Origin of the sequence: Ensifer sp. R-19, assembly GCF_049905105.1 — a bacterium.
In the GTDB taxonomy this organism is placed as follows: Bacteria; Pseudomonadota; Alphaproteobacteria; order Rhizobiales; family Rhizobiaceae; genus Ensifer.
The window spans coordinates 103,434-129,939 of sequence record NZ_CP184571.1; the positions used below are offsets into that span (position 1 = coordinate 103,434).

Annotated in this window: 23 protein-coding genes and 2 pseudogenes; 6 read left to right on the forward strand and 19 right to left on the reverse strand. The window is 61.4% G+C overall.

Annotated elements, in window-relative coordinates; all coding sequences use genetic code 11:
• Positions 1–125: 125 nt before the first annotated feature.
• Complete coding sequence (locus ACN9MO_RS30870) at positions 126–1,469, reverse strand: NAD(P)/FAD-dependent oxidoreductase (RefSeq protein WP_112997286.1); 1,344 nt, start codon at positions 1,467–1,469, stop codon at positions 126–128.
• 142 nt (positions 1,470–1,611) lie between these two features.
• Here ACN9MO_RS30870 and ACN9MO_RS30875 point away from each other — a divergent pair, with 142 nt between their 5' ends.
• Positions 1,612–2,505, forward strand: a complete 894-nt coding sequence (locus tag ACN9MO_RS30875) for a LysR substrate-binding domain-containing protein (protein WP_218374306.1) — start codon at positions 1,612–1,614, stop codon at positions 2,503–2,505.
• A gap of 32 nt (positions 2,506–2,537) precedes the next feature.
• On the opposite strand, the gene ACN9MO_RS30880 is transcribed toward ACN9MO_RS30875, so the two are convergent.
• From ACN9MO_RS30880 to ACN9MO_RS30925, 10 genes are all read right to left on the reverse strand, one after another.
• Positions 2,538–3,986, reverse strand: a complete 1,449-nt coding sequence (locus ACN9MO_RS30880; protein WP_425989064.1) for an FAD-binding oxidoreductase — start codon at positions 3,984–3,986, stop codon at positions 2,538–2,540.
• 56 nt (positions 3,987–4,042) lie between these two features.
• On the reverse strand, positions 4,043–4,618 hold the full coding sequence (gene gfa, locus ACN9MO_RS30885; protein ID WP_057252223.1) for an S-(hydroxymethyl)glutathione synthase: 576 nt from the start codon (positions 4,616–4,618) through the stop codon (positions 4,043–4,045).
• Positions 4,619–4,728: 110 nt separating this feature from the next.
• Complete coding sequence (locus ACN9MO_RS30890; RefSeq protein WP_425989323.1) at positions 4,729–5,856, reverse strand: S-(hydroxymethyl)glutathione dehydrogenase/class III alcohol dehydrogenase; 1,128 nt, start codon at positions 5,854–5,856, stop codon at positions 4,729–4,731.
• Positions 5,857–5,905: 49 nt separating this feature from the next.
• Positions 5,906–6,592, reverse strand: a complete 687-nt coding sequence (locus tag ACN9MO_RS30895) for an ABC transporter permease (RefSeq protein WP_057249947.1) — start codon at positions 6,590–6,592, stop codon at positions 5,906–5,908.
• A gap of 3 nt (positions 6,593–6,595) precedes the next feature.
• Positions 6,596–7,303, reverse strand: a complete 708-nt coding sequence (locus ACN9MO_RS30900) for an ABC transporter permease (protein ID WP_057249949.1) — start codon at positions 7,301–7,303, stop codon at positions 6,596–6,598.
• A 98-nt stretch (positions 7,304–7,401) separates the two neighbouring features.
• Positions 7,402–8,199, reverse strand: coding sequence for a transporter substrate-binding domain-containing protein (locus tag ACN9MO_RS30905; RefSeq protein ID WP_057250142.1), 798 nt, complete (start codon positions 8,197–8,199; stop codon positions 7,402–7,404).
• A 79-nt stretch (positions 8,200–8,278) separates the two neighbouring features.
• The gene (locus tag ACN9MO_RS30910) at positions 8,279–10,243 is read right to left on the reverse strand and encodes a DUF2817 domain-containing protein (RefSeq protein WP_082615802.1); all 1,965 of its coding nucleotides are present in this window, start codon (positions 10,241–10,243) and stop codon (positions 8,279–8,281) included.
• A gap of 117 nt (positions 10,244–10,360) precedes the next feature.
• Positions 10,361–11,470 carry a histidinol-phosphate transaminase gene (hisC, locus tag ACN9MO_RS30915; protein ID WP_309140550.1) on the reverse strand — a complete coding sequence of 370 codons (1,110 nt, stop codon included), beginning with the start codon at positions 11,468–11,470 and terminating at the stop codon, positions 10,361–10,363.
• Positions 11,471–11,528: 58 nt separating this feature from the next.
• Complete coding sequence (locus ACN9MO_RS30920; protein WP_425989071.1) at positions 11,529–12,629, reverse strand: FAD-binding oxidoreductase; 1,101 nt, start codon at positions 12,627–12,629, stop codon at positions 11,529–11,531.
• Positions 12,630–12,641: 12 nt separating this feature from the next.
• Complete coding sequence (locus ACN9MO_RS30925; RefSeq protein WP_057249954.1) at positions 12,642–13,688, reverse strand: aromatic ring-hydroxylating dioxygenase subunit alpha; 1,047 nt, start codon at positions 13,686–13,688, stop codon at positions 12,642–12,644.
• A 124-nt stretch (positions 13,689–13,812) separates the two neighbouring features.
• Between ACN9MO_RS30925 and ACN9MO_RS30930 the strand changes: the two genes are divergently transcribed.
• Positions 13,813–14,751 carry a LysR family transcriptional regulator gene (locus tag ACN9MO_RS30930; protein WP_057250148.1) on the forward strand — a complete coding sequence of 313 codons (939 nt, stop codon included), beginning with the start codon at positions 13,813–13,815 and terminating at the stop codon, positions 14,749–14,751.
• 230 nt (positions 14,752–14,981) lie between these two features.
• On the opposite strand, the gene ACN9MO_RS30935 is transcribed toward ACN9MO_RS30930, so the two are convergent.
• Positions 14,982–15,203, reverse strand: a complete 222-nt coding sequence (locus ACN9MO_RS30935; protein ID WP_057249957.1) for a hypothetical protein — start codon at positions 15,201–15,203, stop codon at positions 14,982–14,984.
• Positions 15,204–15,264: 61 nt separating this feature from the next.
• On the opposite strand from ACN9MO_RS30935, the gene ACN9MO_RS30940 reads away from it, so the two are divergent.
• The gene (locus tag ACN9MO_RS30940) at positions 15,265–16,971 is read left to right on the forward strand and encodes an adenylate/guanylate cyclase domain-containing protein (protein WP_425989075.1); all 1,707 of its coding nucleotides are present in this window, start codon (positions 15,265–15,267) and stop codon (positions 16,969–16,971) included.
• 364 nt (positions 16,972–17,335) lie between these two features.
• On the opposite strand, the gene ACN9MO_RS30945 is transcribed toward ACN9MO_RS30940, so the two are convergent.
• The gene (locus ACN9MO_RS30945; protein WP_057249961.1) at positions 17,336–17,809 is read right to left on the reverse strand and encodes a YbhB/YbcL family Raf kinase inhibitor-like protein; all 474 of its coding nucleotides are present in this window, start codon (positions 17,807–17,809) and stop codon (positions 17,336–17,338) included.
• A gap of 364 nt (positions 17,810–18,173) precedes the next feature.
• Between ACN9MO_RS30945 and ACN9MO_RS30950 the strand changes: the two are divergent.
• Positions 18,174–18,501 (forward strand): annotated as a pseudogene (locus tag ACN9MO_RS30950) (LysR substrate-binding domain-containing protein); the annotation flags it as partial.
• A 169-nt stretch (positions 18,502–18,670) separates the two neighbouring features.
• On the opposite strand, the gene rpsU reads toward ACN9MO_RS30950, so the two are convergent.
• The gene (gene rpsU / locus ACN9MO_RS30955) at positions 18,671–18,901 is read right to left on the reverse strand and encodes a 30S ribosomal protein S21 (protein WP_057249963.1); all 231 of its coding nucleotides are present in this window, start codon (positions 18,899–18,901) and stop codon (positions 18,671–18,673) included.
• A gap of 426 nt (positions 18,902–19,327) precedes the next feature.
• Between rpsU and ACN9MO_RS30960 the strand changes: the two genes are divergently transcribed.
• Complete coding sequence (locus ACN9MO_RS30960) at positions 19,328–19,984, forward strand: GSU2403 family nucleotidyltransferase fold protein (protein WP_425989327.1); 657 nt, start codon at positions 19,328–19,330, stop codon at positions 19,982–19,984.
• A gap of 20 nt (positions 19,985–20,004) precedes the next feature.
• Here ACN9MO_RS30960 and ACN9MO_RS30965 read toward each other — a convergent pair.
• Together ACN9MO_RS30965 and ACN9MO_RS30970 are read right to left on the reverse strand one after the other, a co-directional pair.
• Positions 20,005–20,212: pseudogene (locus ACN9MO_RS30965) on the reverse strand (hypothetical protein); the annotation flags it as partial.
• 566 nt (positions 20,213–20,778) lie between these two features.
• Positions 20,779–22,104: an NAD(P)/FAD-dependent oxidoreductase gene (locus ACN9MO_RS30970; protein WP_057249967.1), complete on the reverse strand. Its 1,326-nt coding sequence runs from the start codon at positions 22,102–22,104 to the stop codon at positions 20,779–20,781.
• 233 nt (positions 22,105–22,337) lie between these two features.
• Between ACN9MO_RS30970 and ACN9MO_RS30975 the strand changes: the two genes are divergently transcribed.
• On the forward strand, positions 22,338–22,814 hold the full coding sequence (locus tag ACN9MO_RS30975; RefSeq protein ID WP_057249969.1) for an Lrp/AsnC family transcriptional regulator: 477 nt from the start codon (positions 22,338–22,340) through the stop codon (positions 22,812–22,814).
• A 156-nt stretch (positions 22,815–22,970) separates the two neighbouring features.
• Here ACN9MO_RS30975 and ACN9MO_RS30980 read toward each other — a convergent pair whose 3' ends face one another.
• Genes ACN9MO_RS30980 through ACN9MO_RS30990 form a run of 3 tightly spaced genes read right to left on the reverse strand, consistent with a single transcriptional unit; the run spans position 22,971 to position 26,436 of the window.
• Entirely contained in the window at positions 22,971–24,626 is a 1,656-nt protein-coding gene (locus tag ACN9MO_RS30980) for an ABC transporter ATP-binding protein (protein ID WP_112995759.1), read from the reverse strand.
• Entirely contained in the window at positions 24,626–25,489 is an 864-nt protein-coding gene (locus tag ACN9MO_RS30985; RefSeq protein ID WP_425989081.1) for an ABC transporter permease, read from the reverse strand. Before ACN9MO_RS30985 ends, ACN9MO_RS30980 begins: the two co-directional genes overlap by 1 nt.
• Positions 25,486–26,436: an ABC transporter permease gene (locus ACN9MO_RS30990; protein ID WP_057249974.1), complete on the reverse strand. Its 951-nt coding sequence runs from the start codon at positions 26,434–26,436 to the stop codon at positions 25,486–25,488. Before ACN9MO_RS30990 ends, ACN9MO_RS30985 begins: the two co-directional genes overlap by 4 nt.
• Positions 26,437–26,506 lie beyond the last annotated feature (70 nt).

Sequence of the window (26,506 nt, forward strand, 5' to 3'; positions counted from 1 at the left end):
GCCGGCATGAGCGGTGCTTATCGGCGTGCTCAGTTCAGGCTTCCGTGACCTTTCTGTTCTGGCCCGATCTGGCTGTTGACGATCCGCATCGCTCATTGCGCAAATGCCTTTGATGACATCACTTTTCAGAAAAGCGAATGCGGTGGTTTGACGTCGCGTTCGGCGTAGCGCGACAGGCGGAGGTCATGCAGGTTGATCCCCGGCTGGCCAGTGGTGAGCCAGTCCGCCAAGGTCTTGCCGACGATCGGCCCCAATGCGAAACCATGACCGCAAAAGCCGGTCGCGATCATCAGGCCGCTCGGCGTGGTCGGCGCGTCCAGCACCGGTATGCCATCCGGCAGGACGTCTATGCCGCCAGCCCACCGCTCGACAATCTGAATGTTTCGCTGAGAGGGGAGGGCCCTCTTCAGCCGGGCTAGACAAGCACGCATATCGGCATCATTGGCCGGAAGCAGGGGGTCACGAACGCCGACAGGGTGGCCGTTCTTTCGCGTCTCCGACTTCGGCAGGCGTTGACGGATATCGTCGAGGAAAGCGCCGTTGAGCTTGAAATTGAAAGACCGGTAATGCTGCAACAGCGGCCCCATGTACCACTCGAGCGCGCGCAGATGCCCAAGGGTGACATCGACGTCCACACGGGCGTCGTTGGCCAGGTTGAAGCTGCCGTCACTGCGCTGGCGCCAGCCGATACCCCCACCGATGCAGGCAACAGCGCTGACAGCCGGTCCCGACGAGGTCCGAGCGACCGTTCCGCGCACCTGATGCTGCGGCAGAGCTATCCCGAGCGAACGCAGGACACGCCAGCTTGCGGCACCTGCGGTGCAGATGATGTGGTCGCTTCGGATCTCACCCCGTTCGGTTCGCGCGGCGACGACCTTGCCACTAGCCACCTCGATGCCGGTCAGGCCGCAACCCTCCACGAACCTTGCTCCGAGGTCGGCGGCTTTGCGGGCAAAGGCCGGCGCCACCAGACGCGGCTCGGCCTGGCCGTCGCTCGGCGTGTAAAGACCACCGACTTGAACTGCCTCGAAGCCCGGTAACAGCGCGCGCACGTCGTTCGCCGACAGGAGGCGTGTGTCGACTCCATGTTGCCGGGACGTTTCCAGGCAGGCTTCATAATGCGCCATTTGCCTGGCGTCGTGGCCGACATAAAGGCATCCGCCCTGCCTCCACCCCAGATCCGTTTGCAATTCTCCCTGCAAGTCCAGCCACAAGCGGTTGCTCGCAATCGCAAGTGGCATCTCCGATGGATCGCGCCCCTGCTGGCGCACGAAGCCCCATGCACGGGTCGATTGCTGTCCGGCGATCCGCGATTTGTCGAGAACGACCGCCTTGATGCCCTGCTTGGCAAGATAATAGGCCGTGGCGCAGCCCATGATGCCTGCGCCGATGATCACGACATCGGCGCGCTGCGGCAAGGCAAAGGGAGAGGGTTCCGGCCGATTGCCGGTTTCAGGGATGATGCGCATGGCAAGCCTTTTGTTCTGATTATCGCTGCTGAAGGGAGGTTGGTGGCCAACCGACGAAGCAACTATCGCAAGCGGTCGCTGGACAATCCAATGCTCATTGTGCGACGGATTTATTTGGAAAACGAATAAATGAGATCGGCAGATGTCCAGACGATTTCCCCCTCTTGGCGGCTTGCAGGCGTTCCTGGCAGTGGCGCGAACCTCGTCGTTCAGTCAGGCCTCCGAGATCCTCCACATCAGCCAGAGCTCGATCAGCCGGCAGATCCTGCAACTGGAAAATCACTTTCGCAGCGCGCTTTTCCTGCGCAGCACGCGGCTTGTTGTCCTGACCGATGCCGGGCGGCGGCTGCTGCCCTACGTCGAGCAGCTCATCGCCTTGCTGATCGAGGCGGATCAGGCGATGACACAGCAGCCACAGACCGTGACGTTGCGCGTCCACCCTTCGCTTGCCATTCGTTGGCTACTGCCGCGTCTTCCAGACCTCTACCACGCGCATCCGCATGTTCGCGTCGATATCGATACCGCCTGGGTTCGAAGGCCCGACTTCGAGCTCGAAGGGATCGACGGAATGATCGAATACGGGGTCGGGCCATGGCCCGGTCTTACCGAAGACCGCCTGTGGGAAGAGCAATTGACGCCGGTCTGCCGGCCCGGGCTGTTCGGCGACCTCAAAGATCGGAAGAGTTTCGATGGCCTTGTGCTTCTGCACATGGACCGGACCTACGAGACCTGGGAGCGCTGGGCTGAAAAGGCGCAGATATCCCTGACAGGTGCGCGCCATCTGACCTTCGACACGCTGGATCTCGCAGTGACGGCCGCCCAACAGGGGCAGGGCCTCGCGCTTGCCGACCTCGCGCTTGTCGATGCCGCGGTTCGCGACGGATTGCTGCTGCAGGCTCACCCCGTCCAACTCGACGTCGGCATGGGCTACAGTCTCATTGCACCCAAGACCTCAAGCGGTCTCAAGGGGTTCTCTCTGCTGCGCGAATGGCTGAGGCAGCAGGCGGACATTACACGTCGCGATCTGTCGCGATGACGGGCAAGTAAAGCTGATGCGGTAGAGCTGTCTTAGATCGGGTCTGCGGCGCCCACTTCGGAGCATCCCGCGAAACCGGCGCCCGCGCGAACCACCTTTCCCGGATTCAGCAGCGTCGCAGCGTCGAGCGTGTTCTTGATCCGTCGCATCAGGCAAATCTTCACCGGGTCTGAATTGACCAATAGGGAGCCCATCCTCTTTAGGCCGATCCCATGTTCGGCGGAGAATGACCCACCGATCGCGGCAATGTCCCTGTAGAGCACCTCTTCGACAGCTCTTGCCTTTTCACCTGACACTTCACTGCCCGCCGCGTTGAGGACGATGTGTAGATTTCCGTCGGCAAGATGGCCAAACACATATGGGTCAAACGCCGAATCCAGCTGCTTCAGGCTGGCAACGGAGCGAGCGACATAGGTTTCGACTTCCGAAAGAGGGACCGAGACGTCATAGGATGGCGCGCCCGGATGCTTTCGGTAGATGAGGTCGGTGTCTTCGCGCAGCCGCCAGAGATCCGCCTCCTGTGCGACCGAAGAGGCAATCACGGCCGAAGCGTCGGGATGATCCTCGATGACACCTTCGTAAATGCGCCCCAGTTCCGCTTGCAACACGCCTTCCTCGGGCCCGCCCAGCGAGACCAGAAGGTTTATTGGATGGTCGGCGCTGTAGTCCGGGACCGACCAGCGATGATGGCCCGATGTCAGGCGGAAATAGGCCTTCCAGATCGCTTCTGCCGCGCGGAGATGACCGTACTGCGCGTCGAGCCCTCGGCGGACCGTCTCGAACGCGGCGTCCACAGACGGTAGACCGAAGAGCACGGTAGCGGTGGCAAGCGGTTGGGGTTCAAGCTTGACGGCGATGCGCGTGATGATGCCGAGTGTGCCTTCAGCCCCCACGAAAAGATGCTTCAGATCGTAGCCGGCGGCGTTTTTCACGACCCGTGTGAGGTCTGAGTAGACCGAGCCATCCGCAAGCACGGCCTCCAGGCCGAGAATGCGATGGCGCATGACCCCGTAGCGAAAGGCGGCAATACCTCCGGCATTCGTCGACGCCATACCCCCGATCGTTGCCGAGCCGCGCGACGGCAAATCGATCCCCGTTTCAAGCCGGTACTCGCTGGCCGTTTCCTGCAGCGCCTGCAGCGTCACGCCGGCTTCCACCACGGCAACGCGCTCGACTGGCGATATATGCAGGATGCGATTGAGACGGGCAGTCGAAAGCACGAGTTCCCCCGGTTTGGACACCGCCCCGCCCACGAGGCCTGTTCGTCCCCCATGGGTGACGAGTGGGACCCCGTTGGCAAGGCAACATTCAACGACTGCAGCAACCTCCGCGGTCGTTCTTGGAAAGACCACGGCGCCGGCCCCGAGATTTTCCGGTGCAACGCCGTGATCGACCGAGGAAAGAGCCTCTCCGTCCTTGAGATTTCCGTCACCGACAATCCTGCGAATTTCGGCTTTGAACTCGGGCTTTAGGCAATCCATACGATGCGACCTGCTGGTGGATGTCGGAAGATGTTGAGATGCTTGCGGCAGAGCGTTCAGGCTGACTTGAGCGCACCGCTTTTCTTCGCCGTCCAGGTGGCGATGAGATCCATCAGAACCGGATTGAGACAGTCATAGGGTTCAATGCCCAGTTCGCGTAACCGGGCGCGCATGCCGTCCATTCCAGCAGGATCATAGCCACTCTCGATGATCGAGGAGACGAAGGCGGCAAAGCCGGGCTTCGCCCAGCCCGCTTCCTGGAAACGCTCAGGGTGCACGAAAGACAGGCCCTTGAAGGCATGATCGCGTTCGACGGGACCGTACATGTGCACGCCGCAATCCTTGCAGGCATGCCGTTGAATGAGTGCCGCCGGGTCTATGACCGAGAGCTTGTCGCCGTTTTCGAGCACCTCAACGTTGTCCGTCGGCGCCACGGCAACGACTGAGAAGACAGCTCCGTCGGGCTTCCAGCATTTGGTGCAGCCGCAGGCGTGGTTGTGAGCGATGTCACCCCTGACACGGACTTTCACCGGATTGTTTGCGCAGTTGCAGACGAGCGTACCCCCGGCAAAGGCCGCGTCCGTCGCCTTGAACCCGCTGTCCACCGATGGATGTATTGCAATACTCGGCATGGGCTTCTCCTCCTTCATAGCCGGTGCGAGATGCCCGGCCGATCTCAAACACCGTCAATCTCGCGGTGCGATCAATGCACTGCCGTCTGAAAGCGGTATTGAACTCGCGCTCAGTATACCACCACGCTGCGGATGCTTTCGCCGGAATGCATCAGCTCGAAGCCCTTGTTGATGTCTTCGAGGGCCAAGGTGTGGGTGATCATCGGATCGATCTCGATCTTGCCCTCCATGTACCAGTCGACAATCTTCGGCACGTCGGTGCGGCCGCGCGCGCCGCCGAAGGCGGTGCCCATCCAACTGCGGCCGGTGACGAGCTGGAACGGCCGGGTGGAAATCTCCTGGCCCGCGCCGGCGACGCCGATGACGACCGACTTGCCCCAGCCGCGATGTGAGGCCTCGAGCGCCTGGCGCATCACCTTGGTGTTGCCGGTGCAGTCGAAGGTGTAGTCGGCGCCGCCGATCTGGTCGGCCCCACGCTTGGTCATGTTGACGAGGTAGGGCACGATGTCGTCGCCGACCTCCTTCGGATTGACGAAGTGGGTCATGCCGAAGCGTTCGCCCCAGGCCTTCTTGTCGTTGTTGAGGTCGACGCCGATGATCATGTCGGCGCCGGCAAGACGCAGGCCCTGGATGACGTTGAGGCCGATGCCGCCGAGACCGAAGACGATCGCGGTCGCGCCCATCTCCACCTTGGCTGTGTTGATGACCGCACCGATGCCGGTGGTGACGCCACAGCCGATGTAGCAGATCTTGTCGAAGGGTGCGTCCGGATTGACCTTGGCAACGGCGATCTCCGGCAGCACCGTGTAGTTGGCGAAGGTCGAGCAGCCCATGTAGTGGTGGATCTTGTCCTTGCCGATCGAGAAGCGCGAGGTGCCGTCCGGCATCAGGCCTTGCCCTTGCGTCGAGCGGATCGCGGTGCACAGGTTGGTCTTGCGCGACAGGCACGACGGGCAGGAGCGGCACTCGGGCGTGTAGAGCGGAATGACGTGATCGCCCTTCTTCACCGAGGTGACCCCCGGGCCGACGTCGACGACGATGCCGGCGCCCTCATGGCCGAGGATGGCCGGGAACAGGCCTTCCGGATCGGCGCCGGACAGCGTGAAGTCGTCCGTGTGGCAGATGCCGGTGGCCTTGACCTCGATCAGCACTTCGCCGGCCTTTGGGCCTTCGAGTTGAACCGTCATGACCTCGAGCGGCTTGCCTGCCTGAACGGCAATGGCGGCACGTACATCCATCATATTCCTCTTCCTGTTCAAGGTTTTCAGTTATTTCAGGCGGTCAGGCCTATCGGGGCAGGTAGCGTGTAAGACGGGCTTCCAGAAGCCGCACGAGCGTGATCAGCAACAGGTTGATCAGGAGATAAAGCACGCCAGCGATGGCGAATATTTCGAGGATTGCGTAGGTCTGGCTCATCAACCGCTTTGCATGGCCGGTGATCTCCAGAACGGTAATGGTGGAGGCGAGGCTCGTTCCCTTGACGACGAGGACAAGCTCGTTGCCATAGGCTGGCAAGGCTTGCCGGATGGCCAGGGGAAACGTGATCCGGCGAAAGCGGAGGAGCTGCGACATGCCGCAGGCCTGCGCAGCTTCGACGAGCCCTGCCGGAATGGACATGAGGCCGCCCCGCAAGATCTCGGATGTATAGGCAGCGGTGTTGAGCGCGAGTGCCATGACCGCGCAATGGGCGCCATCACCGACGACCCACCAGAGCACAGGATTGTCCCGAACGAACGAAAGCTGGCCGAGGCCGTAGTAGAAGAGGAAGAGCTGTACCAGCAGGGGCGTGCCGCGAAAAACGGTGCTGTAGCCTTTGGCAAAACTGCTCATGGCCCTGTTTTTCGACAAGCGCATGACCGCAAGCGCCAGGCCGAGGTTAAAGCCAATGGCGACCGAGGTGATCGTCAGGATCGCGGTGAGCCACAGTCCCTTGGCGAGGGTCGGAACTGCGAGGAAAACGAGTTCGAAATCCATGACCTATTTCCTCGTACGGGGGCGCAGAATGCGTTCGATCCAGTCGAAACCACCCTGGCTGACCAAGGTGATTGCGAGGTAGACGAGAGCGGCGATGAAATAGAAGATGAAGGGATGGCGGGTGGAGCCCGCGCCGACAAACGCGGCTCTCATCAATTCCTGCAGGCCGACCACGGAGACGAGCGCGGTGTCCTTGATCGTGGTCTGCCAGACATTGTTCATGCCGGGAACGGCGATCCGCAGCATCTGCGGCGCGATAATGCGGCGAAAGATCCGCCTGCCGGGAATCCCGAGTGCGCGCGCCGCCTCGATATGCCCGCTCGGAATGGCTGCCAGCGCCCCTCGCACGACTTCTGTCGAATAGGCCCCCGATATGGCGGCGATTGCGACGACCGCGATGGTGAAGGCGTAACCGTTGCCGGCCAGTCCCTCGTAGCCGAACGCCGCAGCCACTCGGGCCACGAACTCGACGGAGGAAAAAAAGAGGAGATAGATGATCAGAAGTTCCGGCACGCCGCGCACGACCGACGTGTAGAAATCCACTGCCAGTGTCAGCGGGAAAATCCGGGCCCATTTAATCAGGCCACAACCAACGCCGATGACGGCGCCAAAGGCCATGCTCGCCATGCCGAGGGCGATGGTGATTGCCGCGCCGCGCAGGATTGCCGATATCCAGCCGCCTTCCCATACCTGCCAAAGTCCAAGTTCCATCGAGCCCGCCCAACCTATGCCTTGTCCTGTCGGATGAAGCCTCCCGAGAAAGGATCGACCTTCCGGCCTTTCGTTCTCCCGGGAGGGTGCTGTTGCCGTTACTGGCAGGGACGGGAGATGTCCGTCTTGAACCAGGTCTGGCTTGCCTTGCCGATCGAGCCGTCGGCGACCAGTTCGCACAGCGCCTTGTCGATACGGGCCTTCAGGTCGGTGTTCTCCTGCGAGATACCGACGCCGATGCCCTCGCCGAGTGTCGGGTCGAAGGTGCTCAGCACCTTGACGTCGACGAACTGGAAGTCCTTGCCGTCGGGGCGGCCGAGGAAGTCCTGAAGGGCGGATGAATCGGCAAATGCGGCCTCGACGCGGCCACTGGCGAGATCGATCTGCATCTGGTCGAGCGTGTCATAGGTCTTCAGGACCGCGGACGAGGCCCGCTTTTCCATGAAGTGCGCATGGGTCGTGCCAGCCTGGACACCGACCGTACGGCCGTCGAGCGATGTCAGCAGCGTCTCGATGTCCTTGACGCCGGCAAGATCGGAATCCTTCTTGACCACGAACATGTTGGCGAGTTCCGCATAACCGACCGAGAAGTTGATCTGCTTCTTGCGTTCGGCGGTGATCGACATGCCGGAAATGATGATGTCGAAACGCTTGGCCTTCAGCGCCGGAATGAGGCCGTCGAAGGCCTGCACAACGAAGTGACACTTCATTTCCAGTTTTGCGCAGAGCAGGTTTCCTACGTCGGCATCGAAACCGGTGACGTTGCCGGCGGCGTCGGCCATGCTCCACGGCGGATACTCGCCTTCCGTGCCGATCGACAATTCTCCTTCGGCTGCGTGGGCCGCGGCGAGGCCGGTGGAGAAGATCGTGGCGAGCAATAGACTTTTCAGCTTCATGTTTTGGTTCCCCTTGCTGAGCATTCTTGTTGGCCCCCGTTCCGGGGGAGGGCCCCGGACGGGTGATGACGGCGGGCTGTCAGAGCGTACGGGCCAGGAACTGGCGCATGCGTTCGGAGCGCGGGTTGGTGAAGACATCCGCCGGGGCACCCTCCTCCTCCACCTTTCCCTGGTGGAGGAAGAGGATCTTGTGCGAGACCTCGCGCGCGAACTGCATTTCGTGCGTGACGAGGATCATCGTATTTCCTTCTTCGGCCAGTTGCCGGATGACGCGCAGGACTTCGCCGACCAGCTCGGGATCAAGTGCTGAGGTCGGCTCGTCGAGGAGAATGAGCTTCGGGCGCATGGCGAGCGTGCGGGCGATGGCGGCACGCTGCTGCTGGCCACCGGATAGCTGCCCGGGGTATTGGGCATGTTTGTCGGAAAGGCCGACTTTCTTCAGCAGGGCGTGGGCGTGATCGACGGCCGCTTGTCGTCCCTCCTTCAGGACGTGCATCGGCGCCTCGACGATGTTTTCGAGGACCGTCATGTGCGGCCAGAGATTGAAGTTCTGGAATACCATGCCGACGCGCGAGCGGATGCGCTCGACCTGGCGGATGTCGGCTGGCGCAGCACCGCCGTCCGGCGTCTTCTTCATGCGGATTTCTTCGCCGTCGATGACGATGCGCCCGTCGTTCGGTTGCTCGAGCAGATTGATGCAGCGCAGGAAGGTGCTTTTCCCCGAGCCGGAAGAGCCGATCATCGACACGACCTCACCCGGCTGTGCAGAGACGCTGACGCCGTTGAGCACGGAGAGGGGGCCGAAGCGTTTGTGGATGTCGTGCACCTCGATCGCCGGTCTTTCGCCAAGCCTTGGGCCGCCGGACTCCGGATGGGCGACGACGATGACTGCGGCTGCGGTGGGCACGGATTTTTCCGGTCGCGCACCGCCTAATGCCTTGAGATCGGCAAAGGCTCGGTCGAAGTGGCGCAAGGATGCCTCAAGACAGGCGCGCTGCCAGTCGGCGTCTTCGGGAATGAAGGCGGCGCACAGGTCCTTCTTGATCCGGTCGCCGAGCGGCGTGTCGATCTTGCCGAATAGGTGGAGCCAATTGTCCGCCTGGACCGCATCCGAGACTGTGGCGCCGTCGAGGGTGCCGCATTCGACGACCAGCGGCAGGACGCGCGCCTTCGGCAGCGCACCGCACACGGCGGCCGAGACGTAGCCTGTGGCTGTCGCGGCGATGCCGGTATCGGTCGTCGCATCCTCCCCGGTAACGACGACCGAGAGCGCGGGACCGAAGATGCGTCGGCCCCATTCCAGACCGGCGTGCTCGCTCTCGGCGACCGAGAGGAGGGCGGGGTAGCCGTAAGGCCCTGCGCCTGTGTGCAGGTCGAAGATGACAACCTCGGCCGCCTTCTGTGCGAATGTCGACAGGATCTCGATCAGGGTTCGGTTCGACCAGACCGGACCGTCGCCGCCATAGAACAGGCCGTCCGGAAAGTCGTATTGTCCCGCTTCCACAATCGGAGCGATGCCGGCGTAGCCACCGAGCCTCCGCTTGGCGTCTTCGTATGCTTCGATTGCTGCGTCACGCTCCGGGCCGTCCCAGGCGCGACAGACCAGGGCCCTGTGCAATGCGGCGTAGCGTTCGTTCTTCGGCGGCGCCTTTCGCCAGTCGATGAAGTTGCGATTGAGATCGACATTGTCTTCGTTGACACGGCGCGCCCATGCCGTGCCCCAGGGGTTGATGAGGTGGATCGCCAGAACGGCGGTATCGTCAGGAAGTTTCCAGGGAGAGTTCTGCGAAAGCCACGCGCTCTGGCAGGCCGAGCCGAAGGGACCTTCAACGCCATGCGTCCCGGAGATCAGTACCATCAGCTTTTCAGCATCGTTGCGCCCGAGATAGGCAACGTCAGTCGCTAGGCGCTCTCCCTTCGGACCGTGCAACGGGTGTAAATATTCGACCAGGCTAGCGCCAGCGGTGCGCGCGGCGGCGAGAAATCGAGCGCGCAAGGCGGAAAAGTCACCGGTGAAAAGGCCGGATGGCGCTGAAGGGGACATGCGATGGGGCTCCCGGTTTGCTCTGGACAGGCTTGCGTTTCCGCTCATTTGTTCGTTCCCTTGAGGCCGTGCCAGACCCCCTTTTTGTGTTTTGGCTTGAAGCGCGCGCGGCAGCCGTCACGGCCTGGCGAGGCTGCGAAGCGCATCCAGAAAGCGGTCGTTTTCCAAGGGAGTGCCGATCGTCACACGGATGAAGGTGTCGTAACCTTCCTCCTTCCATGGCTTGACGATGATCCCCTTTGACAGGAAGTGATCGAACGCGATCGGGCTTTCCCGCCCGACATCGATGAACAGGAAGTTCGTCTGCGACCTGGCCGTCGAAAGCCCCATGGCGGCCACAGCGTCGGCGACGCGCGCCCTCTCGTGTTTCAACCTCGCGACCGAAGACCGCATCCATGCTTCGTCGGCAAGCGCTGCGACGGCTGCGACCTGCGCGGCGGCATTGACGTTGAACGGCGTCTTGGCGGCGCTCACCGCCCGGGCGAGCCGGACATCGGATGTCACGGCATAACCGACCCGCAGGCCTGCAAGCCCATAGGCCTTGGAAAAAGTCCTGAGCACCACCCAGGAGAGGTTCGTCGCCGAGAGCGCGGCAAGGCCGTCGGGCGTGTCTTCGTCCGTGAACTCGAAATACGCCTCGTCGAGCACGAGAAGCGTTTCATGCCTGACTGCCGCGAGAATGCGCGTCAGCCCCTCGTGATCGAGCGCCGGACCGACCGGATTGGACGGGGACGAGAGGAAGAAAATCGCCGGCCCGCGCTCGAGCATGGCGATGATCGCCGGTATGTCGAAATCGAGATCCGGCCGTATACCGACCTTCTCGACGCTTGCGCCATTGGCAAGCGCCTCGATCTCGTGCAGCCCAAAGCCGGGACAGACCGTTGCCACGAATGCACCGGGACGCAGCACGGCGCGACAGATTGCGGCGATCATCTCCTCCGAGCCGTTCCCGGCGACGATCCGGTCGGGGGAAACGCCGAGCTTTTGGCTGAGCACCGCCCGCAGCGCCGTACAGGCGGGGTCGGAGTAGCGGGAGGGCTCAAGGTTTGCGAGCGCGGCTGTGACACGCGGTGAACAGCCGTCCGGGTTCTCGTTGCTGGCAAGTGCTGCGATGTCTTGCCGACCGCTCTGCCGCCGCGCCGCAGCGATGTTCATGCCCGCGTTGTAGGGCGGAAGGCCGGCCACATGCGGATTGAGCGGGAGCTCGGTATGAAGCGGTTTCGTCACGGATCTTCCTTCAAAGCTTGGACATCTGGATGGCGCCACGGCCATTCGGACAGTGCAGTCAGAGATCGAGCACGATCGAGGACTTTGGCCTGGTGCAGCAGAGCAGCACCCGGCCGTCCGGCACCTGATCGAGAGGCTCCTCGAAGTAGTCGACTTCACCTGAGACGAGGCCCTGCTCGCAGGTGCCGCAGACGCCCGCCCGGCAGGAGAATTCCGGCTCGATCCCCTGCGCTTCCAGGAACGCGAGGATGGAGTCGCTTGCGCTGTCCCAGGTAAGGCTGAGGCCCAATTTGTGAAGGACGACGCAGGGGGCTTCACCGTCGATCACTGGCTTGGGGGTGGAAGCCATTTTCGATCGCTGCGCGGTCTGAGCGGTCTCCGTCAACAGGCTCGCCGGCCCGAAGAACTCGTAGGCGATGCGCTCCTTAGGCACCCCGAGGCCGGTCAGAATGCTGTAGAGCGCCTGCATGAAAGGTGGCGGCCCGCACATGTAGATGTCGTAGTCGTCGAGCGGCAAAAGGCTCTGAAGCGTGGCGCGCGTCAGGAAGCCCGTTGAATGGCAGCGGGCAACCGTGAGATCGGCGCCTTCGGCGAAACGGTAGCAGTAGTGCACGGTGATACCGGGCCTGAGAGCGGCGAGATGTTCGACCTCGTCCCGCAGTGCGTGGACGGCTGCACTGTCGCAGGCATGGATGAACCAGACCGGGCGGTTGGTGTCCCTCGCCAGCACATCGAGCATCGAAACTGTCGGCGTCAGCCCGACGCCACCAGAGAGAAGGACGACGGGCCGGGCGCTCGCGCTGTCGAGCTTGAAGGCGCCGCGCGGCGGGTCGATCTCGACGACCGCACCCGGCTCGATCTGGTCGTGCAGCCAGCAGGAGCTCAGACCATCAGGCAAATCCTGTGCCGGTGCGGCCTCACGCTTCACGGTGATCCGGTAGGTTCCCTCCTCGCGTGGGGAAGACGAGACGGTGTAGTTGCGCAGGACATGCCCGCCCTTGCGATCGGGAACACGCATCGTCAGGAACTGTCCCGCCTCGAACGACCGCCAGTGCTGGTGTTCGAGTGGGGCAAGGCGGAAAGAGGTGATGGTGGCGCTTTCGCGTACCTTCGAGATGACTTCGAAGGGACGGAAGCGCGAGGCGGCTGCATCGAGCATCCGGACCGCTCCCTACTCGGCTGCGACGCTGGAGGGATCGGTTTTCGTCTCGGCGGCGATCAACTGAGCCAGCTTGCGCCGGAAGCGCATCGGGCCGACGTCGATTTTCAGGTCGAGATTCGGTGTCTGCTGGTTCGCCATTCCGTGATGAACCGCTTCCAGAACGACGCGGTCCTCTTCGAAAGCGCCGCGCACGGACTTAGCAAAACTCTCGGAAACCTTGACGTCATCAGGCGCAAAGTTGCGCATCTGGAACCAGTAGTACTTGGTCCGGTTTTGATCGACCGGCGTCATGAAGTTGTAGCTGTCCATCAGGAATGTATTTTCCGGCAGCGCGCGGCCTTCGCCGCCGGTGTGGGCGGGGGCGAAGATAGCCTTGATGATCGCGTTGCTCGGATAGCGCACCTCATAGTGCTGCTTGCGGTCAGTGTTGCCCTTGAACAGCAGGAAGGGCGCATAGAACGGGGCCGGTTCGGAATCGATCATCCAGCGCCAGACGGTGACGCCGTCATCTTTCACGGTCGTCTCAAGCGGCGTTTCCTCGCAGGCGGAGCTGGCGAAGGACGACTGGTGGACCCAGGCGACATGGGACGGATCGAGTAGGTTGTCCGTCATGTAGAGATAATTGCAGTTCAGCGTCATCGACTCGCCGCGATTGATGCCCCAGGCGGGGTCGCCGAAATGCTCGACCTCAAAGATATCCTTCGGATCCGCCTTGTCGGCATCTCCCATCCAGACCCAAAGCAGGCCGTATCGCTCATGGATCGGGTAGGAACGCACCTTGGCGACATGCGGGATCCGCTCGGCCCCCGGCACGCGTGTGCAGATGCCCGAACAGTCGAAGGTGAGGCCATGGTAGCCGCATTCGACGTCGTCGCCCTTGATGCGCCCCATGGAGAGCGGCAGCTTGCGATGGGGACAGGCATCCTCGAGCGCGGCGGCCTTACCGTCCTGCTTTCGGTAGAGGACGATGTTTTCGCCGAGCATCGTGACGGGCTTCAACTCGCGGTCGACCTCGTGATCCCAGGCTGCGACATACCAGGCGTTCTTGAGAAACATTTCGCTCTCCTTGCGTTTTGTTAAGCGAATGTTCGACGTTTTTTACGTGCCAACAAGTTGCCAGCGCCTGCGTTCTTTTTTAGATTTTCTAAATTGGAGCGAATGGCTGAAGGAGTGCTTTACGATGCCGAACCCGTCCTTGCGCGGCTTGCAGGCCTTTGAGGCGATCGGACGATGTGGCACTGTCACAGCTGCGGCGGAGGACCTCGGCGTCTCGCCGGGCGCCGTGAGCCAGTTGGTGCGAAACCTGGAGCACTGTCTTGGCCTGACGCTATTGGAAAGGCGCGGACGCCGCGTTGAGCTTTCTTCCTGGGGCCGGTTGTACTATCGGGAAGTCGCCAAAGGCTTCCAGCAGCTCTCCCATGCTGCCAATGTTCTCACCCGCGCGCGCAACGAGACCGGGATCGTTCTGAGCGCGCTGACGTCGGTCGCCAACAAGTGGGTCAATCGCAAGATCTTCGACTGGCAAACGCTCTGTCCGGAATCGAGCGTCCGCATTCTCGGGCAGGAACAGGAGCCTCGCATCGGTGCCGATCAAGTGGATTTCCGTATTACCTACGGCCGGCGCTCCTATGTGCATGAGCACGTAGCCACGTTGTTCACGGACTGGATGGTCCCTGCCTGCTCGCCGACGCTGCTCGCCGGACGCAGCCTTGAAACGCCGCGCGACATCCTGACGTTTCCGCTCCTCCATGTGGAATGGGAGGCGGACTACAAGGCTTCTCCGCAATGGAACGACTGGGCAACCCTGGTGCACGCCGATGGGGCTAAGAAGTTCTCCGGCCTCTCCTTCACCTTGTCGAGCAGTGCGATCGACGCGGCCGTGAACGGCAGGGGGTTCGTTCTTGCGCAAGTCTCCATGATCAAGGATGAGATCGCCTCTGGATCTCTGGTTGTGCCCTTCGACATTCGTATGAAACTGCCCGAAAGCTATTATCTCGCCTGGGATCGGGCCGCCCTCGAAAAGCCGTTTGGACAGAAGTTTCACAAATGGTTGCTTGGGGTTGCTAGACAGCAAGACCAAATGTCAGATCCAGGCCCTCGTTCGAACCGGCTAACATGAGAATTTAGTCTCAATAAGAGTCTTGTCTGCCCTCGGCTGGGGCGTGGTGGGCGGTTCGATTGCGTTCAAGGAGAGGGATAGGAGACATCCGTGCTGCCGGCTTCCGCTCGTCGAGTGATCTGAACGCCCGAGGAGCGTCAGGAGCTGATACTTGGTCAGTGCGACCCGAGCGTCTCAATTGGGCCGGAAGGAGACTGGCCGCATCTGGAGAGTTGGTCAGAAATGCCGACTTAGCGCAGTTGCAGTTCGGGTCTCCCCCGGAACGCAATTTCGCGAACAGAACTGGGCACTTCCGCCGAAAGCCCCCGCTCTCCGCCCGTCACCAGGCGTTCAAGAACCGTCCGCTTTCCGTGGATACTCATTTCCGTGTTGTCCACTTCGACGCCGTCGGTCACAAAGAAGGATGACGGCTCGATGGAGGTGGAGATCGCCTGGACATTACCTCTGACCATTTGTTGACTCACCCGCGGTCGAACAATAACTTACGAACTCGGTCGTTAGGCTTGTCCTCACATGACGGATCAGTCTCTTCAGCGTCGCCTTGCCGCCATCGTCGTTGCCGATGTGGTGGGATATTCACGCCTGATGGAGGCTGATGAAGTCGCAACGCTGGCGAACCTCAGGGAACTCCGTTCTGGCGTTATCGAGCCGGCTGTGATGCGCCACAACGGTCGCATCTTCAAGCTCATGGGCGACGGATTCTTAATCGAATTCGTTAGCGCGGTGGACGCGGTCACAGCAGCGTTGGAAATGCAACGGGCCACCACTGCTGTTGAGGCTTCCGCAGACCGGCGCCTGCTTTTGCGTGTAGGCGTCAATCTGGGAGATGTCATTGACGACGGTTCAGACGTCCTCGGCGACGGCGTCAATGTCGCGGCGCGCCTGGAGACGCAGGCCGCACCGGGAGGTATCTGCATTTCAGCCAAAGTTCACGGCGAGATCGTCGGCAAGATCGGCGAGCGGTTCTTTGATGCAGGCGAACGCTACCTAAAGAACCTGACTCGCCCGGTCCACGTGTGGCATTGGCCGGATGCGCTGCAGAGCATATTGCCGCTGCCCGAATGTCCCTCGATCGCTGTATTGCCGTTCACGAATATGAGTGGGGATGAAGCGGACGCGCCTTTCGTCGACGGCTTGACCGAAGACCTGATCACCGACCTTTCCCGTACGGCTGGCCTGTTCGTCATCGCGCGCAATTCCGTGTACGGCTACAAGGGCAAGCCGGTCGACGTACGGCTGGTCGCCCAGGAGCTCGGCGTCCGCTACGTCCTCGAGGGGAGCGCCAGACGCGCAATGGGCCGTGTCCGCATCAATGCCCAATTGATCGACGCGCTTGGCGGCCAGCACTTGTGGGCCGACCGGTTTGACAGGACGGTGGAAGATGTTTTCGAATTACAGGATGAAGTTAACGCGAAGATCGTTGAAGCCCTCGTCGGCCGGCTGAGCATCCCGACGCAGCGCAATCGGCCGAAGAACTTTGAGGCGTACGATCTGTGCGTGCGCGCCCGCCTCCTGACGGAAGAGTCGCCGCAAACTGAGCGTGAGGCCTATATGCTGCTCCAACGCGCGGTTGAGCTCGAGCCATCATATGCCGAGGCGCTCGGTCTGCTCGCCTATAACCGTTGGCTTGCCTGGACTCATTTCGGCGAGCCCGAAGATCCTAACCGTCGGATGGCGGCGATGTTCGCGCAGAAGGCGGTCGACCTAGATCCCAACGATGCCGGCTGCCGTTACGTTCTGGGGACCATTTTGGCTTATGAGCGGCGATGGGAGGAATCGGAGGCCGCCTTCGCCAAGGCCCTGGAGCTGGACCCCAACCACGCCGACACCTGGGCCGCCATGTCGGACATGTCCGTGCTGGACGGCAGGGTTGCCGACGGACTAGCGCAGATCGAAAAAGCTCTGCGGCTCAATCCCTATCCAACCTGCTGGTATCTTTGTCATCTTGGGCAGGCGCAATACGCCGCGCGTGACTATGAGGCGGCAACCGCTACACTCCGCAGGAAAGACACGTATCGTACCAACTCACGCAAATTCCTGGCTGCTTCGCTTGCGCAGTTGGGCCACCGTGAGGAGGCGCGGCGAGAAGCAGAATTGTTCCTGATCACCCACCCTCATTTCACGATCAGCCATTGGCTCAGCTCCCAGCCGCTGCGCGATGCATCTGTACGAGACCACTTTGTCGACGGCTTCCGAAAGGCTGGCCTGCCGGAGATGTGATAGCGGTGGGGGCAATCCCGACGCGTTCGAGGACTTGATCAACGGATATGCGCTGCGCGAGAACGGCGGTCTGGATCGCAGTTTCGCAAAGCATCCTGTCTTCATTGCTACGGGGTCATCTCCACCATGATGCAAGGCGGGTGCCAGCTCACGAGCCAAAATCCCAAAATTGACTGCTCAATCTTGGCTATGCGATCTTGAACGACAGCAATGTAAGCATTCGCGGAGGGCCCAGCATCAAAGCATCAACGTTATCGCTGAGGTTCGCAGTTCTGACGTCGGTCAGATCGTAGTCCGCACTACCCCACTCCATCTTGATCAATCGGCGACAAGGTTTGTTCGAGTACATCGGTCCGCATATCGGTCACTTCCCTGTTTTGCCATAGGTGCCGACTAGCTCGGTTCCGGCAATGACGTGATCGCGCATTTGCGCTTCGATTTGGTCCTTGCTAGCCGCCGCCGATAGGGTGAGCCGGTCATCGAGTGCATAGAGCTTGAAGAAGTAGCGGTGCACACCGATCGGAGGACAAGGGCCGCCATACGCATTGCTGTTCCACCCATTCCTCGCTGTCTGAGCGCCTGATGGCAGTTGCGAAATCCCTTCCACAAGCCCCTTCAGATCGGGGGGCAGATTGAAAACAATCCAGTGTATCCAGGTCATTTTCGGATGGGCCGGATCCGGCGCGTCCGGGTCGTCGACGATCAATACAAGGCTTCTGGTTCCGGTCGGGATGTCTGTCCATTCGAGAGGCGGGGAAATACCTTGCCCTTCGCAGGTGTAAAGCCTGGGAATGGTTCCGCCATTGTTAAAGGCGGGCGATGCGATAGTGAACGCCATATGGAGCCTCGGCGAGAGAAACCGTTTCGTTGCCGCACGCACGATATACCCGTGCCCACGCAATCTGTGGGCGCCTCCAGACCAACGACAGCATCGGCCTATTGGCGCACGATGTCCAGGATGTCGACCCGCAACCAGTTTCAGCATAATTCTATAGCGACCCATATCTACACGCTGCCTGCGAGTGTCAGCAAAATTAGCGCGAACGTCTGTCGATGATAAAGGACGTTATCATAGGATATCGGATGGACGATGATGCCAACGCCCCACATATGGTGGGAGCGCAAATAGCTCCTTGCAGTTGCGGGTTTACGGTTCGAATCCCTTCACATCAGGATTTTTGTCAATGGTTCATTCAGATGACATCGAGGATCTACGCTCGGAAAAGATCATCGCCTTTTCCCGTCAGAACCTCTCCTACAGCGAACGCTATTTCTCCGAGATGTTCGAGACCCATGGTCTGACCGGCAACATCGCCTCTGCGACGACACCTTCTCGCTGGTGTCGCTCGTCTCGGCAGGCCTTGGCATCGGCTTTGCACCGGAATGGACGAAGGATCTTCCGAACCGCAACTTCGAGCTCGGGCCCGTGCGTGGCGTCGATCTGAAGATCGGGCTTGGGGTTGCCTGGAACAAGGAAGACCGGACGACATCATCGACATTGCCCGGTCGCTGACGCGCCCGGGCAGGTGAGGGCGGCGCCTGATATTCGAGCGCTGGTGGAAGCCAGAACACTATCATCGTGCGGCTTAAAATGGTTGAGCCTCCGCAGGGGGTGGAGACTCAACCAAGGTGCGCGTTCGTAAATTGAGGGGCGCGCTCTACCCCACCATCACAGCGGCGGCCTTGAGCGTTCATCAAGCTATCTGCTCTTTTTCGGCTTCGACGGGAGCAGGCCTTCGCGTTGCATTTGCTTGCGGGCATTCTTGCGCTGGCGGCTCACCGCCTCGGCTTTCTCGCGCGCTCTCTTAACCGAGGGCTTTTCAAAAGCCTCGCGCATCCGCATTTCACGAAAAATGCCCTCGCGCTGGAGTTTCTTCTTCAGAACGCGGAGCGCCTGATCGACATTGTTATCACGTACTAGAACCTGCATTGGCCGCTCGTAGGTTGGAAAAGGTCGCTCAACTTACAAGTTTTCGAGCTGATTCCTAGTTCACAGTTCGCAGGAATTCGAGCTTTCTAAGATGTAAAGCGAGGCGACGCTGAAACCGGGTCAGGTGCGAAATTATGGAGCAAGTGCCACAAGATTCCGATGAAGGCCGATGCTATCTCCTGAGGGTGCCTCGAGAGTGTTGCGTATGGTCGAAGTCGTAGACGAATTGAAAGCGAAACTGGGTGAGATCGATGCCCGGATCGAGGAGCTGCTCAGCGCGCCAGTGGGTTCGAAGTCCCGAAAACCGACCCCCGCGCGGCGGACGCCATTCCTTGCATCGACTACGCCCTCAGACTGAGCCCCCGCGAGGCTTTTCTCGTCGGATCGGTCGCCTTCTCGACCTATGCGGGACATCTTGGCGTCCGTCTGCCTGCTGCGTCATTCCAGACCGGAGATGCCGACTTCGCCCAGGACTATGCGAACTCGGCCGAAGTAGAGGACAGCCTTCCACCTATTCTCGAAATCCTGAAGGGCCTCGATCCGACATTCCGGCCGATCATGCATCGCTCGGGGTCACTGCGTGTGACCAGCTTCATCAATCGCAGCGGCTACAAGGTCGAGTTCTTGACCGGAAACAGGGGATCGGATGACCACATGGACAAACCGGCCGACATGCCCGCCCTTGATGGAGCCTCGGCCGAACCGCTGAGATTCCTGGACTTCCTGATCTATGAGCCGATCAGAGCCGTCATGCTGCACAAGTCAGGCATCAGCGTGATCGTACCAGCTCCGGAGCGCTACGCGATCCACAAGCTGATCGTCGCCAGCCGCCGCGTCGTTGACACGCTTGGTTCCGCGAAACGAGACAAGGACTTGAGGCAGGCCGTTCTCCTGTTCGAAGCACTCGATGTCGCCAATCGGCTCAATGAGCTGTCGGACGCACTGCATGAGGCATGGGAGAGGGGAGAGGCCTGGCGCTACGCGATCAAGACCGGGATCGGCTACATGAGCCGCGCTGATCGGGCGAAGGCGGAAGCGTTGTTCAAGGAGCTCGCCGTCGATCCATTCAAGGAAGATAGGTAGGGGCGGCTATTTCACAGATTTATCCGGGATGAGACTTCAAAGTCGGCGTTGATCTTCACGACGAGTACTTTGCCGAGTTGCCTGATACCTTCACGGAAACCTCGTCCTTGGATTTGAATGGCGTGATCGGTTTGATCTCAACGTGATCGTTTGCCAAGCCTACCATCGGCACCCTCCGTAGGTGATGGCGCCGAAGAGTTCTCCTATGTCTCCGTACACATTGGGGTGGGATCGCGGGTTCGATTCCCATCAAGGCGAGGGACTCGCAGTCGGCTTGCCGCCGTGTCGCTTGGGCAAGCGCCTCTCGTGGAGAGCGGGCACTAGTTACCACGGTGCCTGACAGCGGCACTGCGACAAAAACCGGACAATGGACCGTCGCCGTTGCGGTTATGACTCATGCACTAACCGCATAGTAGCCATTCGTTGCGCTAGCCGTGCCGAATCCCGCTCTGGGAGGTCGGAAGTTGCTACCCGGAGTCAATAATCAATAACCAAGATGGTAGACGTCCGCCCGGCGGACTGGTCGCGCGCGACCAATTCCCACTAGCAAAGATCCCAGACGCGATGACGCTGCGCGAACGCTCGGATTTGATAACGTCAGTCGCGAGTGGGCTTGTGGCGACCGCCGAGAAGCCGCAGGAAATCCGAAACGACAGATTTGCGGCGACCTTGATCGGTCTGGCTAGGATCATAAGCGGCTGCGCTGGCGACGGTGTTGCCTGCCGCCAGGACTGGATCGTCGCAGTCGGAACCGACTTCAGCGAATTCGCCACAGCACCTCGGGTCCCGCCGCCCTAGAAATCGGCGACCTTACCCCAGGCAGATTTTCGGAAGCGGTCCGGATGGTACGCGCGTGGGTCGACGATTGGCTCGTCACCAGTGACGATGTCGGCGATCAGGTGACCGGCGCCGGGACCAATGCCGAAGCCGTGCCCGCTGAAGCCGGCGGCGAGGATGAACCCCGGTATGGCGGCGATTTCGCCGATGCCAGGCACACCGTCCGGCGTGCTGTCGATATAACCCGCCCATGCGGCGGTGATGCTGGTGTTCTTAAGGTCGGGCAGGAGGTCGAGCGCGCGCGAATGGGTGAGGCGAATAGTGTCTTTATCGACTGCAGGATCAAGGATACGCATGCGCTCCATTGGCGTCGGGGCATCGAGGCGCCAGCGAGTCAGGCTCTCGTGACCGGAACGGAAGCCTTCGGTGCCGCCGGGTGCAAGGCTGCGCCAGCGCCGGGCGAACATCGGCAGAAACTGCGGCGCGAAACGCAATTGCTGCGGCGTCGGATCGACACGGCCGCGGCCACTGATGGCGAGCGTGTAGCCGCCGTCCCCGCGGCGCGTCACCGAAACGGCGGCCGTATGCAGCGCATCCGGAAGGCGGATGGCGCCTGGCGAGACGGCCAGGATTGATGATCGGATCGCGGCTTGGGGAAAGCGGATGCCGAGCTGACGGCAGAAGGAGGAGGCCCAGGCGCCGCCGGCAAGGATCGCCGTCTTCGTGCGGATGGTGCCATGCTCGGTAACGACACCAGAAAGGCGACCGCCTTCTGTCTCTATGCCGCGGGCGGCGCAGGACTGATGCACGGTGCCGCCGAGCTTGAGGATCGCACGTGCGACCGCGGGTGCCGCACTTGCCGGATCGGCGGTGCCGTCGGTCGGCGAAAAGACGCCCCCCTTCCACGGCTTTCCGGTGGCGCGGCCACGTTCGGTCGCCTCGGCTCTGTCGAGCATATACGTTGTGACGCCGAGCGCACGGGCAAAGTCGCGCCAGCGGGCCCAGCCGGCCAGTTCCTCTTCGCTGTTGCTGAGGTAGAACAACCCGCAGCGTCGGAAGCCGGTATCCTCGCCGCTCTCGGCGGCGAAACGCTCCCAAAGATCGAGGCTCTTCGTCGCCATCGGCAATTCGCGGGCGTCCCGGTTCTGCTGGCGGCACCAGCCCCAGTTGCGGCTCGACTGCTCCGCGCCGATCCGGCCCTTCTCCACGACGGCCACCTTTAATCCGCGGCGGGCAAGATAGTAGGCCGCAAACACACCGACAATGCCGCCGCCGATTACCACGGCATCGGCGTCTTCGGGCAACTGCGGCGTTGTGTCGATGAGTTTCAGCGGTGCGGGCATGGCGTGACCTCCGTTACGACCACAGTCTAGCGGCTTTGGCGCAACGGCGTTGCCGGACTACGACTGCGCGCAGCACAAGATTCCGTATTGCGGGAGCAATGCCGCCCTTTCTGCTTTGGCCCATAATGCCAAACGAAATCGACACGACTCTCCAGTGTGTTAAGGTCATAGGTGGGAACGTCGCAGCACAATCTGCTGTTCCGTTGGCCACTTAGCAAGGGGGAAGGCGCGCCATGAAACTCGACCGGATCGACATCAAGATTCTGTACGAACTGCAGAAGAATGGCCGCATCACCAATGTGGAACTCGCCGAATTGGTCAACCTGTCGCCGAGCCCCTGTCTGATGCGAGTCAAGAAGCTGCAGTCGGAGGGTTACATTGAGGGCTATTCGGCGCAGATCAACGTCAGCAAGCTCGGGCAGACCCTGACAGTATTCACCGAAATCACGCTGAAGAACCACCGGCAGATCGACTTTGCCCGGTTCCTGGCGGCGATAGACAAGGTCGACAACGTTATGGAATGCCATCTAGTGTCAGGAGGCTACGACTACCTTCTAAAATTCGTCACGGCCGGGATCGGCGAATACCAGACGATCATGGAGCGCCTCACCGACATGGACGTCGGCATCGACAAGTATTTCAGTTTCGTCGTCTTGAAGTCGCCGATAGTCAAGGTGCACATGCCTCTGACCAGCCTGTTTCGGATGTAGGATCTTGGGATCGGTTTGCGCCGGCTTGCGCGGCCGACGCTTGCGATTTGGCCCGCTCCTCCGGTGCCTCACCCGACAAAGCATGATGTCGTCCGCGTCTCCTTCTGTCCGCCTTCGGGCTGAGGCGATGACAGCAGGTTGGGATGAGCCGGCGCCTCAGCGCCGGCAATAGGCTCGCACGAGCTCCGGATCCTGTTCGAGCCCATCGAGCCACGTGGGATCGAGCCTCGGCACCGACGAGAAGAGCAGTTGCGAATAGGGGTGTTGCGGTGTCTTGACTTTCGCCGGCGTGATTTCCTCTACCTTTCTGCCACCATACATCACGACGATCTCGTCGCAGATCGCCTCCACCACGGAGAGGTCATGGCTGATGAAGATGTAGGAAAGACCGAGCTCGCGCTGCAATTCCTTGAGGAGATCGATGACGGCGGCCGCGACCACGGTGTCCAGTGCAGAGGTGATCTCGTCGCACAGGATCAGCTTCGGCTCGGCGGCGAGGGCGCGGGCGAAGTTGACACGCTGCTTCTGGCCGCCCGAGAGCTCCCCCGGGCGGCGATGACGCAGGTTGCGCGGCAGGCGCACCATGTCGAGCAGCTCGTCGATGCGTGCGCTGCGCGCCTTGGCATTCATGCCGTGATAGAAGGCAAGCGGCCGGGCTAAGATTTCCTCGACGGATTTCGCCGGATTAAGCGCCGTATCGGCATATTGGAAGACGATCTGCATTTCGCGCAGTTCATCGCGCGAGCGCGCGTGGGCGCTGCGGCCGAGTTCCTTGCCGTCGAAGACGATCTTGCCGACAGCGGCCGGCAATATGCCGGCGATGGTGCGCGCGAGCGTCGACTTGCCGCAGCCGGACTCGCCGATGATACCGAGGTTGCGCCCCTTCTCCACCTTGAGACTGACATGCTCGACGGCGCGCACGAGGGGCAGGCCGTCGGCCTGGGCCTGGCCGTAGCCTGCGACAAGATTTTCGATTTCGAGCAGCGGGGCCGGACCACTTTCTGCCGCGCCCGCAGCGCCACGGGGTTTCGGCTCGAAGGCGGCGAGCAGCTCCCGCGTGTAGGGGTGCTTCGCGCCGTCGAGGATCTCTTTGGTGGTGCCGATCTCCTTAGTCTCTCCGCCTTTCAAGACGACGATGCGGTCGGCGATCTGGGCGACCACGGCGAGGTCGTGCGAGACGTAAACGCCGGCGATGCCGCCTTTCTTCATGACCGATTTGAAGGCGCGCAGCACCTCGATCTGCGTCGTCACGTCGAGCGCCGTCGTCGGCTCGTCGAAGATGACGAGCTTCGGGTCGCCGATCAGCGCCATGGCCGCAGAAAGCCGCTGCAACTGGCCGCCGGAGACCTGGTGCGGATAGCGGGTGCCAATCGTTTCGGGCTCAGGCAGCGACAACGCCCTGAAAAGCTCGACGGCACGGAGGCGCGCCTCGTCGGCGGACATAAGCCCATGAATTCGGGTGACCTCGATTACCTGGTCCATGATCGTGGCGGCCGGGTTGAATGCGGCGGCGGCTGATTGCGGAACATAGGTGACCTCGGTGCCGCGCACCCTGGCGCGCTGCTTTTCGCTCAGCGTCACCATGTCCTTTCCGGCGACGGAGACGCTGCCGCCGGAGATGCGACAGCCGGGGCGGGCGTGGCCCATCAGCGTGAGCGCGATCGTCGTCTTGCCGGAGCCGCTTTCGCCGATCAGCGCCACGATCTCGCCCTCGGCAATGTCGAAGCTGACGCCGTTGATGATCTCGACGCGTCGGCCGGAATCGGTGGTGGCTTCGACCTTCAGGTCACGGATTTCTACGAGATTGACCATCATTCGCTCCGATCGCGGATCTTCTTTGGCAGGTTGTCGATCAGCAGGTTGACGCTGATGGTGAGGCTGGCGATCGCAAAGGAGGGAGCCATCACCGCCGGTGCGCCAAAGGGCAGGCCGCCGATGTTCTCGCGCACAAGAGCCCCCCAGTCGGCATAGGGCGGCTGGACGCCAAGGCCGAGGAAGGAGAGGCCGGAGAGCAGGAGAACGATGAAGACGAAGCGGATGCCGAGGTCGGCAAGTACCGGTCCGACGATGTTCGGCAGGATTTCCGAGCGGATCAGATAAAGGGTACTTTCGCCTCGGATGCGGGCGACGGTGATGAAATCCATCGCGTTGATGTTGACGGCAAGCGCGCGGGCGAAACGGTACGCGCCGGGGATATAGATCACCGACAGCGTCAGGATCAGCACGGGAATGGAGGAGCCGACGGCAGCGACGATCACAAGGCCGAACAGCTTGCTCGGGATCGAGCTGAGGGCGTCGAGGAAGCGGCTCAGGACCGTGTCGAGCCAGCCGCCGGCGACCGCTGCGATCATGCCGAGCATCACGCCGCTGAAGCAGGCGATCGTAACTGCCGCAAGCGAGATGCCGACCGTGTAGCGGGCGCCCATCAGGATTCGCGAGAGCATGTCGCGGCCGAGATAATCGGAGCCGAGCCAGAAGTCGCGGCTCATCGGGCCGAAGTAATCGAGGTCGACAATTTCGCCGACAGGGTAGGGGATGACCAGCGGCGCGAAGATCGCGATCAACACCCATAAAAGGATGACCGAGAGACCGACCATGCCGATGATGTTGAAGCGATAGCCGAGCCGGGTTCCGGGAATCCGGTCAGACTTGGTCTCAGAACTGGTCATTGTCATCGGAGCCTCGGATTGGAAAGGATGGCTATGATATCGGCGGCCGTGATCAGGAGCAGGTAGCCGAGGCAGAAGATCATCGCGCAACTCTGGATCAGCGGCAGGTCGCGAGTGGCGACGGCGTCGACCATCAGCTTGGCAATACCTGGATAGTTGAAGATGGTCTCGACAATGATGACGCCGCCGAGCAGGTATGAGAGCGAAAGCGCGACCGCGTTGACAATCGGGCCCAGAGCGTTCGGCAGCGCATGCCGAAACACGATGCGCGGCCGCGAGGCGCCCTTGAGCAACGCCATCTCCACATAGGGCGTGTTGAGCGTCTCGATCACCGCTGCCCGGGTCATGCGGATCATTTGCGCCGAGATGACGAAGGTAAGGGTGATCACCGGCATGGCATAGATGCGCAGGAGGTCTGTCAGCGAGGTGACTTCGTTCGCGAAGGAGAGCGCCGGTAGCCATTTCAGGTAGACGGCGAAGATTAACACCGCGGAGGTCGCTATCATGAATTCCGGCACTGAGATGACGCCGATCGTCAACACGGTGACGGCACGGTCGTACAGCGAGCCACGTAGCATCGCCGCGGTGATGCCGAGCGTCAGCGCGATCGGCACCGAAAAGAGCGCGGTGACGCCCGCGAGCTGCAGCGTATTGATGAAACGCCCCCCGATCAGATCCGCGACCGGCATCTCATTGGCATAGGAGGTGCCGAGGTCGCCCTGCAGCAAACCAACGATCCAGCGCAGGAAACGGAAGATCGCCGGGTCGTCGAGATGCATGGCCTTGCGCAGACCTTCGACTGCCTCCGGCGTGGCGGCCTGGCCAAGCAGGATCGTCGCTGTGTCTCCCGGCAGGAGCGTCGTGGCGAAGAACACGGCGAAGGAGACGATCACCAGCGTGATCAAGGCGATGAGCAATCTGCTCAGCACGAGTGATAGGACACGGTTGTTCACGCGCGTTCCCTTTCGGCATTCGAGATTTCAAACCAAAAGGGTCAGAGCTGCAACCGAGGGGCTGCAGCCC

Excerpts from the sequence above, each read along its gene's own strand:
- ACN9MO_RS30870 (WP_112997286.1), bottom strand. The coding sequence starts at position 1,469 with ATGCGCATCATCCCTGAAACCGGCAATCGGCCGGAACCCTCTCCCTTT.
- ACN9MO_RS30910 (WP_082615802.1), bottom strand. The coding sequence starts at position 10,243 with ATGTCCCCTTCAGCGCCATCCGGCCTTTTCACCGGTGACTTTTCCGCC.
- ACN9MO_RS30945 (WP_057249961.1), bottom strand. The coding sequence starts at position 17,809 with ATGGCGTTCACTATCGCATCGCCCGCCTTTAACAATGGCGGAACCATT.
- ACN9MO_RS30895 (WP_057249947.1), bottom strand. The coding sequence starts at position 6,592 with ATGGATTTCGAACTCGTTTTCCTCGCAGTTCCGACCCTCGCCAAGGGA.
- ACN9MO_RS30985 (WP_425989081.1), bottom strand. The coding sequence starts at position 25,489 with ATGACAATGACCAGTTCTGAGACCAAGTCTGACCGGATTCCCGGAACC.
- ACN9MO_RS30890 (WP_425989323.1), bottom strand. The coding sequence starts at position 5,856 with ATGGATGTACGTGCCGCCATTGCCGTTCAGGCAGGCAAGCCGCTCGAG.
- ACN9MO_RS30935 (WP_057249957.1), bottom strand. The coding sequence starts at position 15,203 with ATGGTCAGAGGTAATGTCCAGGCGATCTCCACCTCCATCGAGCCGTCA.
- ACN9MO_RS30930 (WP_057250148.1), top strand. The coding sequence starts at position 13,813 with ATGCCGAACCCGTCCTTGCGCGGCTTGCAGGCCTTTGAGGCGATCGGA.
- ACN9MO_RS30905 (WP_057250142.1), bottom strand. The coding sequence starts at position 8,199 with ATGAAGCTGAAAAGTCTATTGCTCGCCACGATCTTCTCCACCGGCCTC.
- ACN9MO_RS30970 (WP_057249967.1), bottom strand. The coding sequence starts at position 22,104 with ATGCCCGCACCGCTGAAACTCATCGACACAACGCCGCAGTTGCCCGAA.
- rpsU (WP_057249963.1), bottom strand. The coding sequence starts at position 18,901 with ATGCAGGTTCTAGTACGTGATAACAATGTCGATCAGGCGCTCCGCGTT.
- ACN9MO_RS30940 (WP_425989075.1), top strand. The coding sequence starts at position 15,265 with ATGACGGATCAGTCTCTTCAGCGTCGCCTTGCCGCCATCGTCGTTGCC.
- ACN9MO_RS30880 (WP_425989064.1), bottom strand. The coding sequence starts at position 3,986 with ATGGATTGCCTAAAGCCCGAGTTCAAAGCCGAAATTCGCAGGATTGTC.
- ACN9MO_RS30875 (WP_218374306.1), top strand. The coding sequence starts at position 1,612 with ATGTCCAGACGATTTCCCCCTCTTGGCGGCTTGCAGGCGTTCCTGGCA.
- gfa (WP_057252223.1), bottom strand. The coding sequence starts at position 4,618 with ATGCCGAGTATTGCAATACATCCATCGGTGGACAGCGGGTTCAAGGCG.
- ACN9MO_RS30980 (WP_112995759.1), bottom strand. The coding sequence starts at position 24,626 with ATGGTCAATCTCGTAGAAATCCGTGACCTGAAGGTCGAAGCCACCACC.
- ACN9MO_RS30920 (WP_425989071.1), bottom strand. The coding sequence starts at position 12,629 with ATGCTCGATGCAGCCGCCTCGCGCTTCCGTCCCTTCGAAGTCATCTCG.
- ACN9MO_RS30975 (WP_057249969.1), top strand. The coding sequence starts at position 22,338 with ATGAAACTCGACCGGATCGACATCAAGATTCTGTACGAACTGCAGAAG.
- ACN9MO_RS30925 (WP_057249954.1), bottom strand. The coding sequence starts at position 13,688 with ATGTTTCTCAAGAACGCCTGGTATGTCGCAGCCTGGGATCACGAGGTC.
- ACN9MO_RS30900 (WP_057249949.1), bottom strand. The coding sequence starts at position 7,303 with ATGGAACTTGGACTTTGGCAGGTATGGGAAGGCGGCTGGATATCGGCA.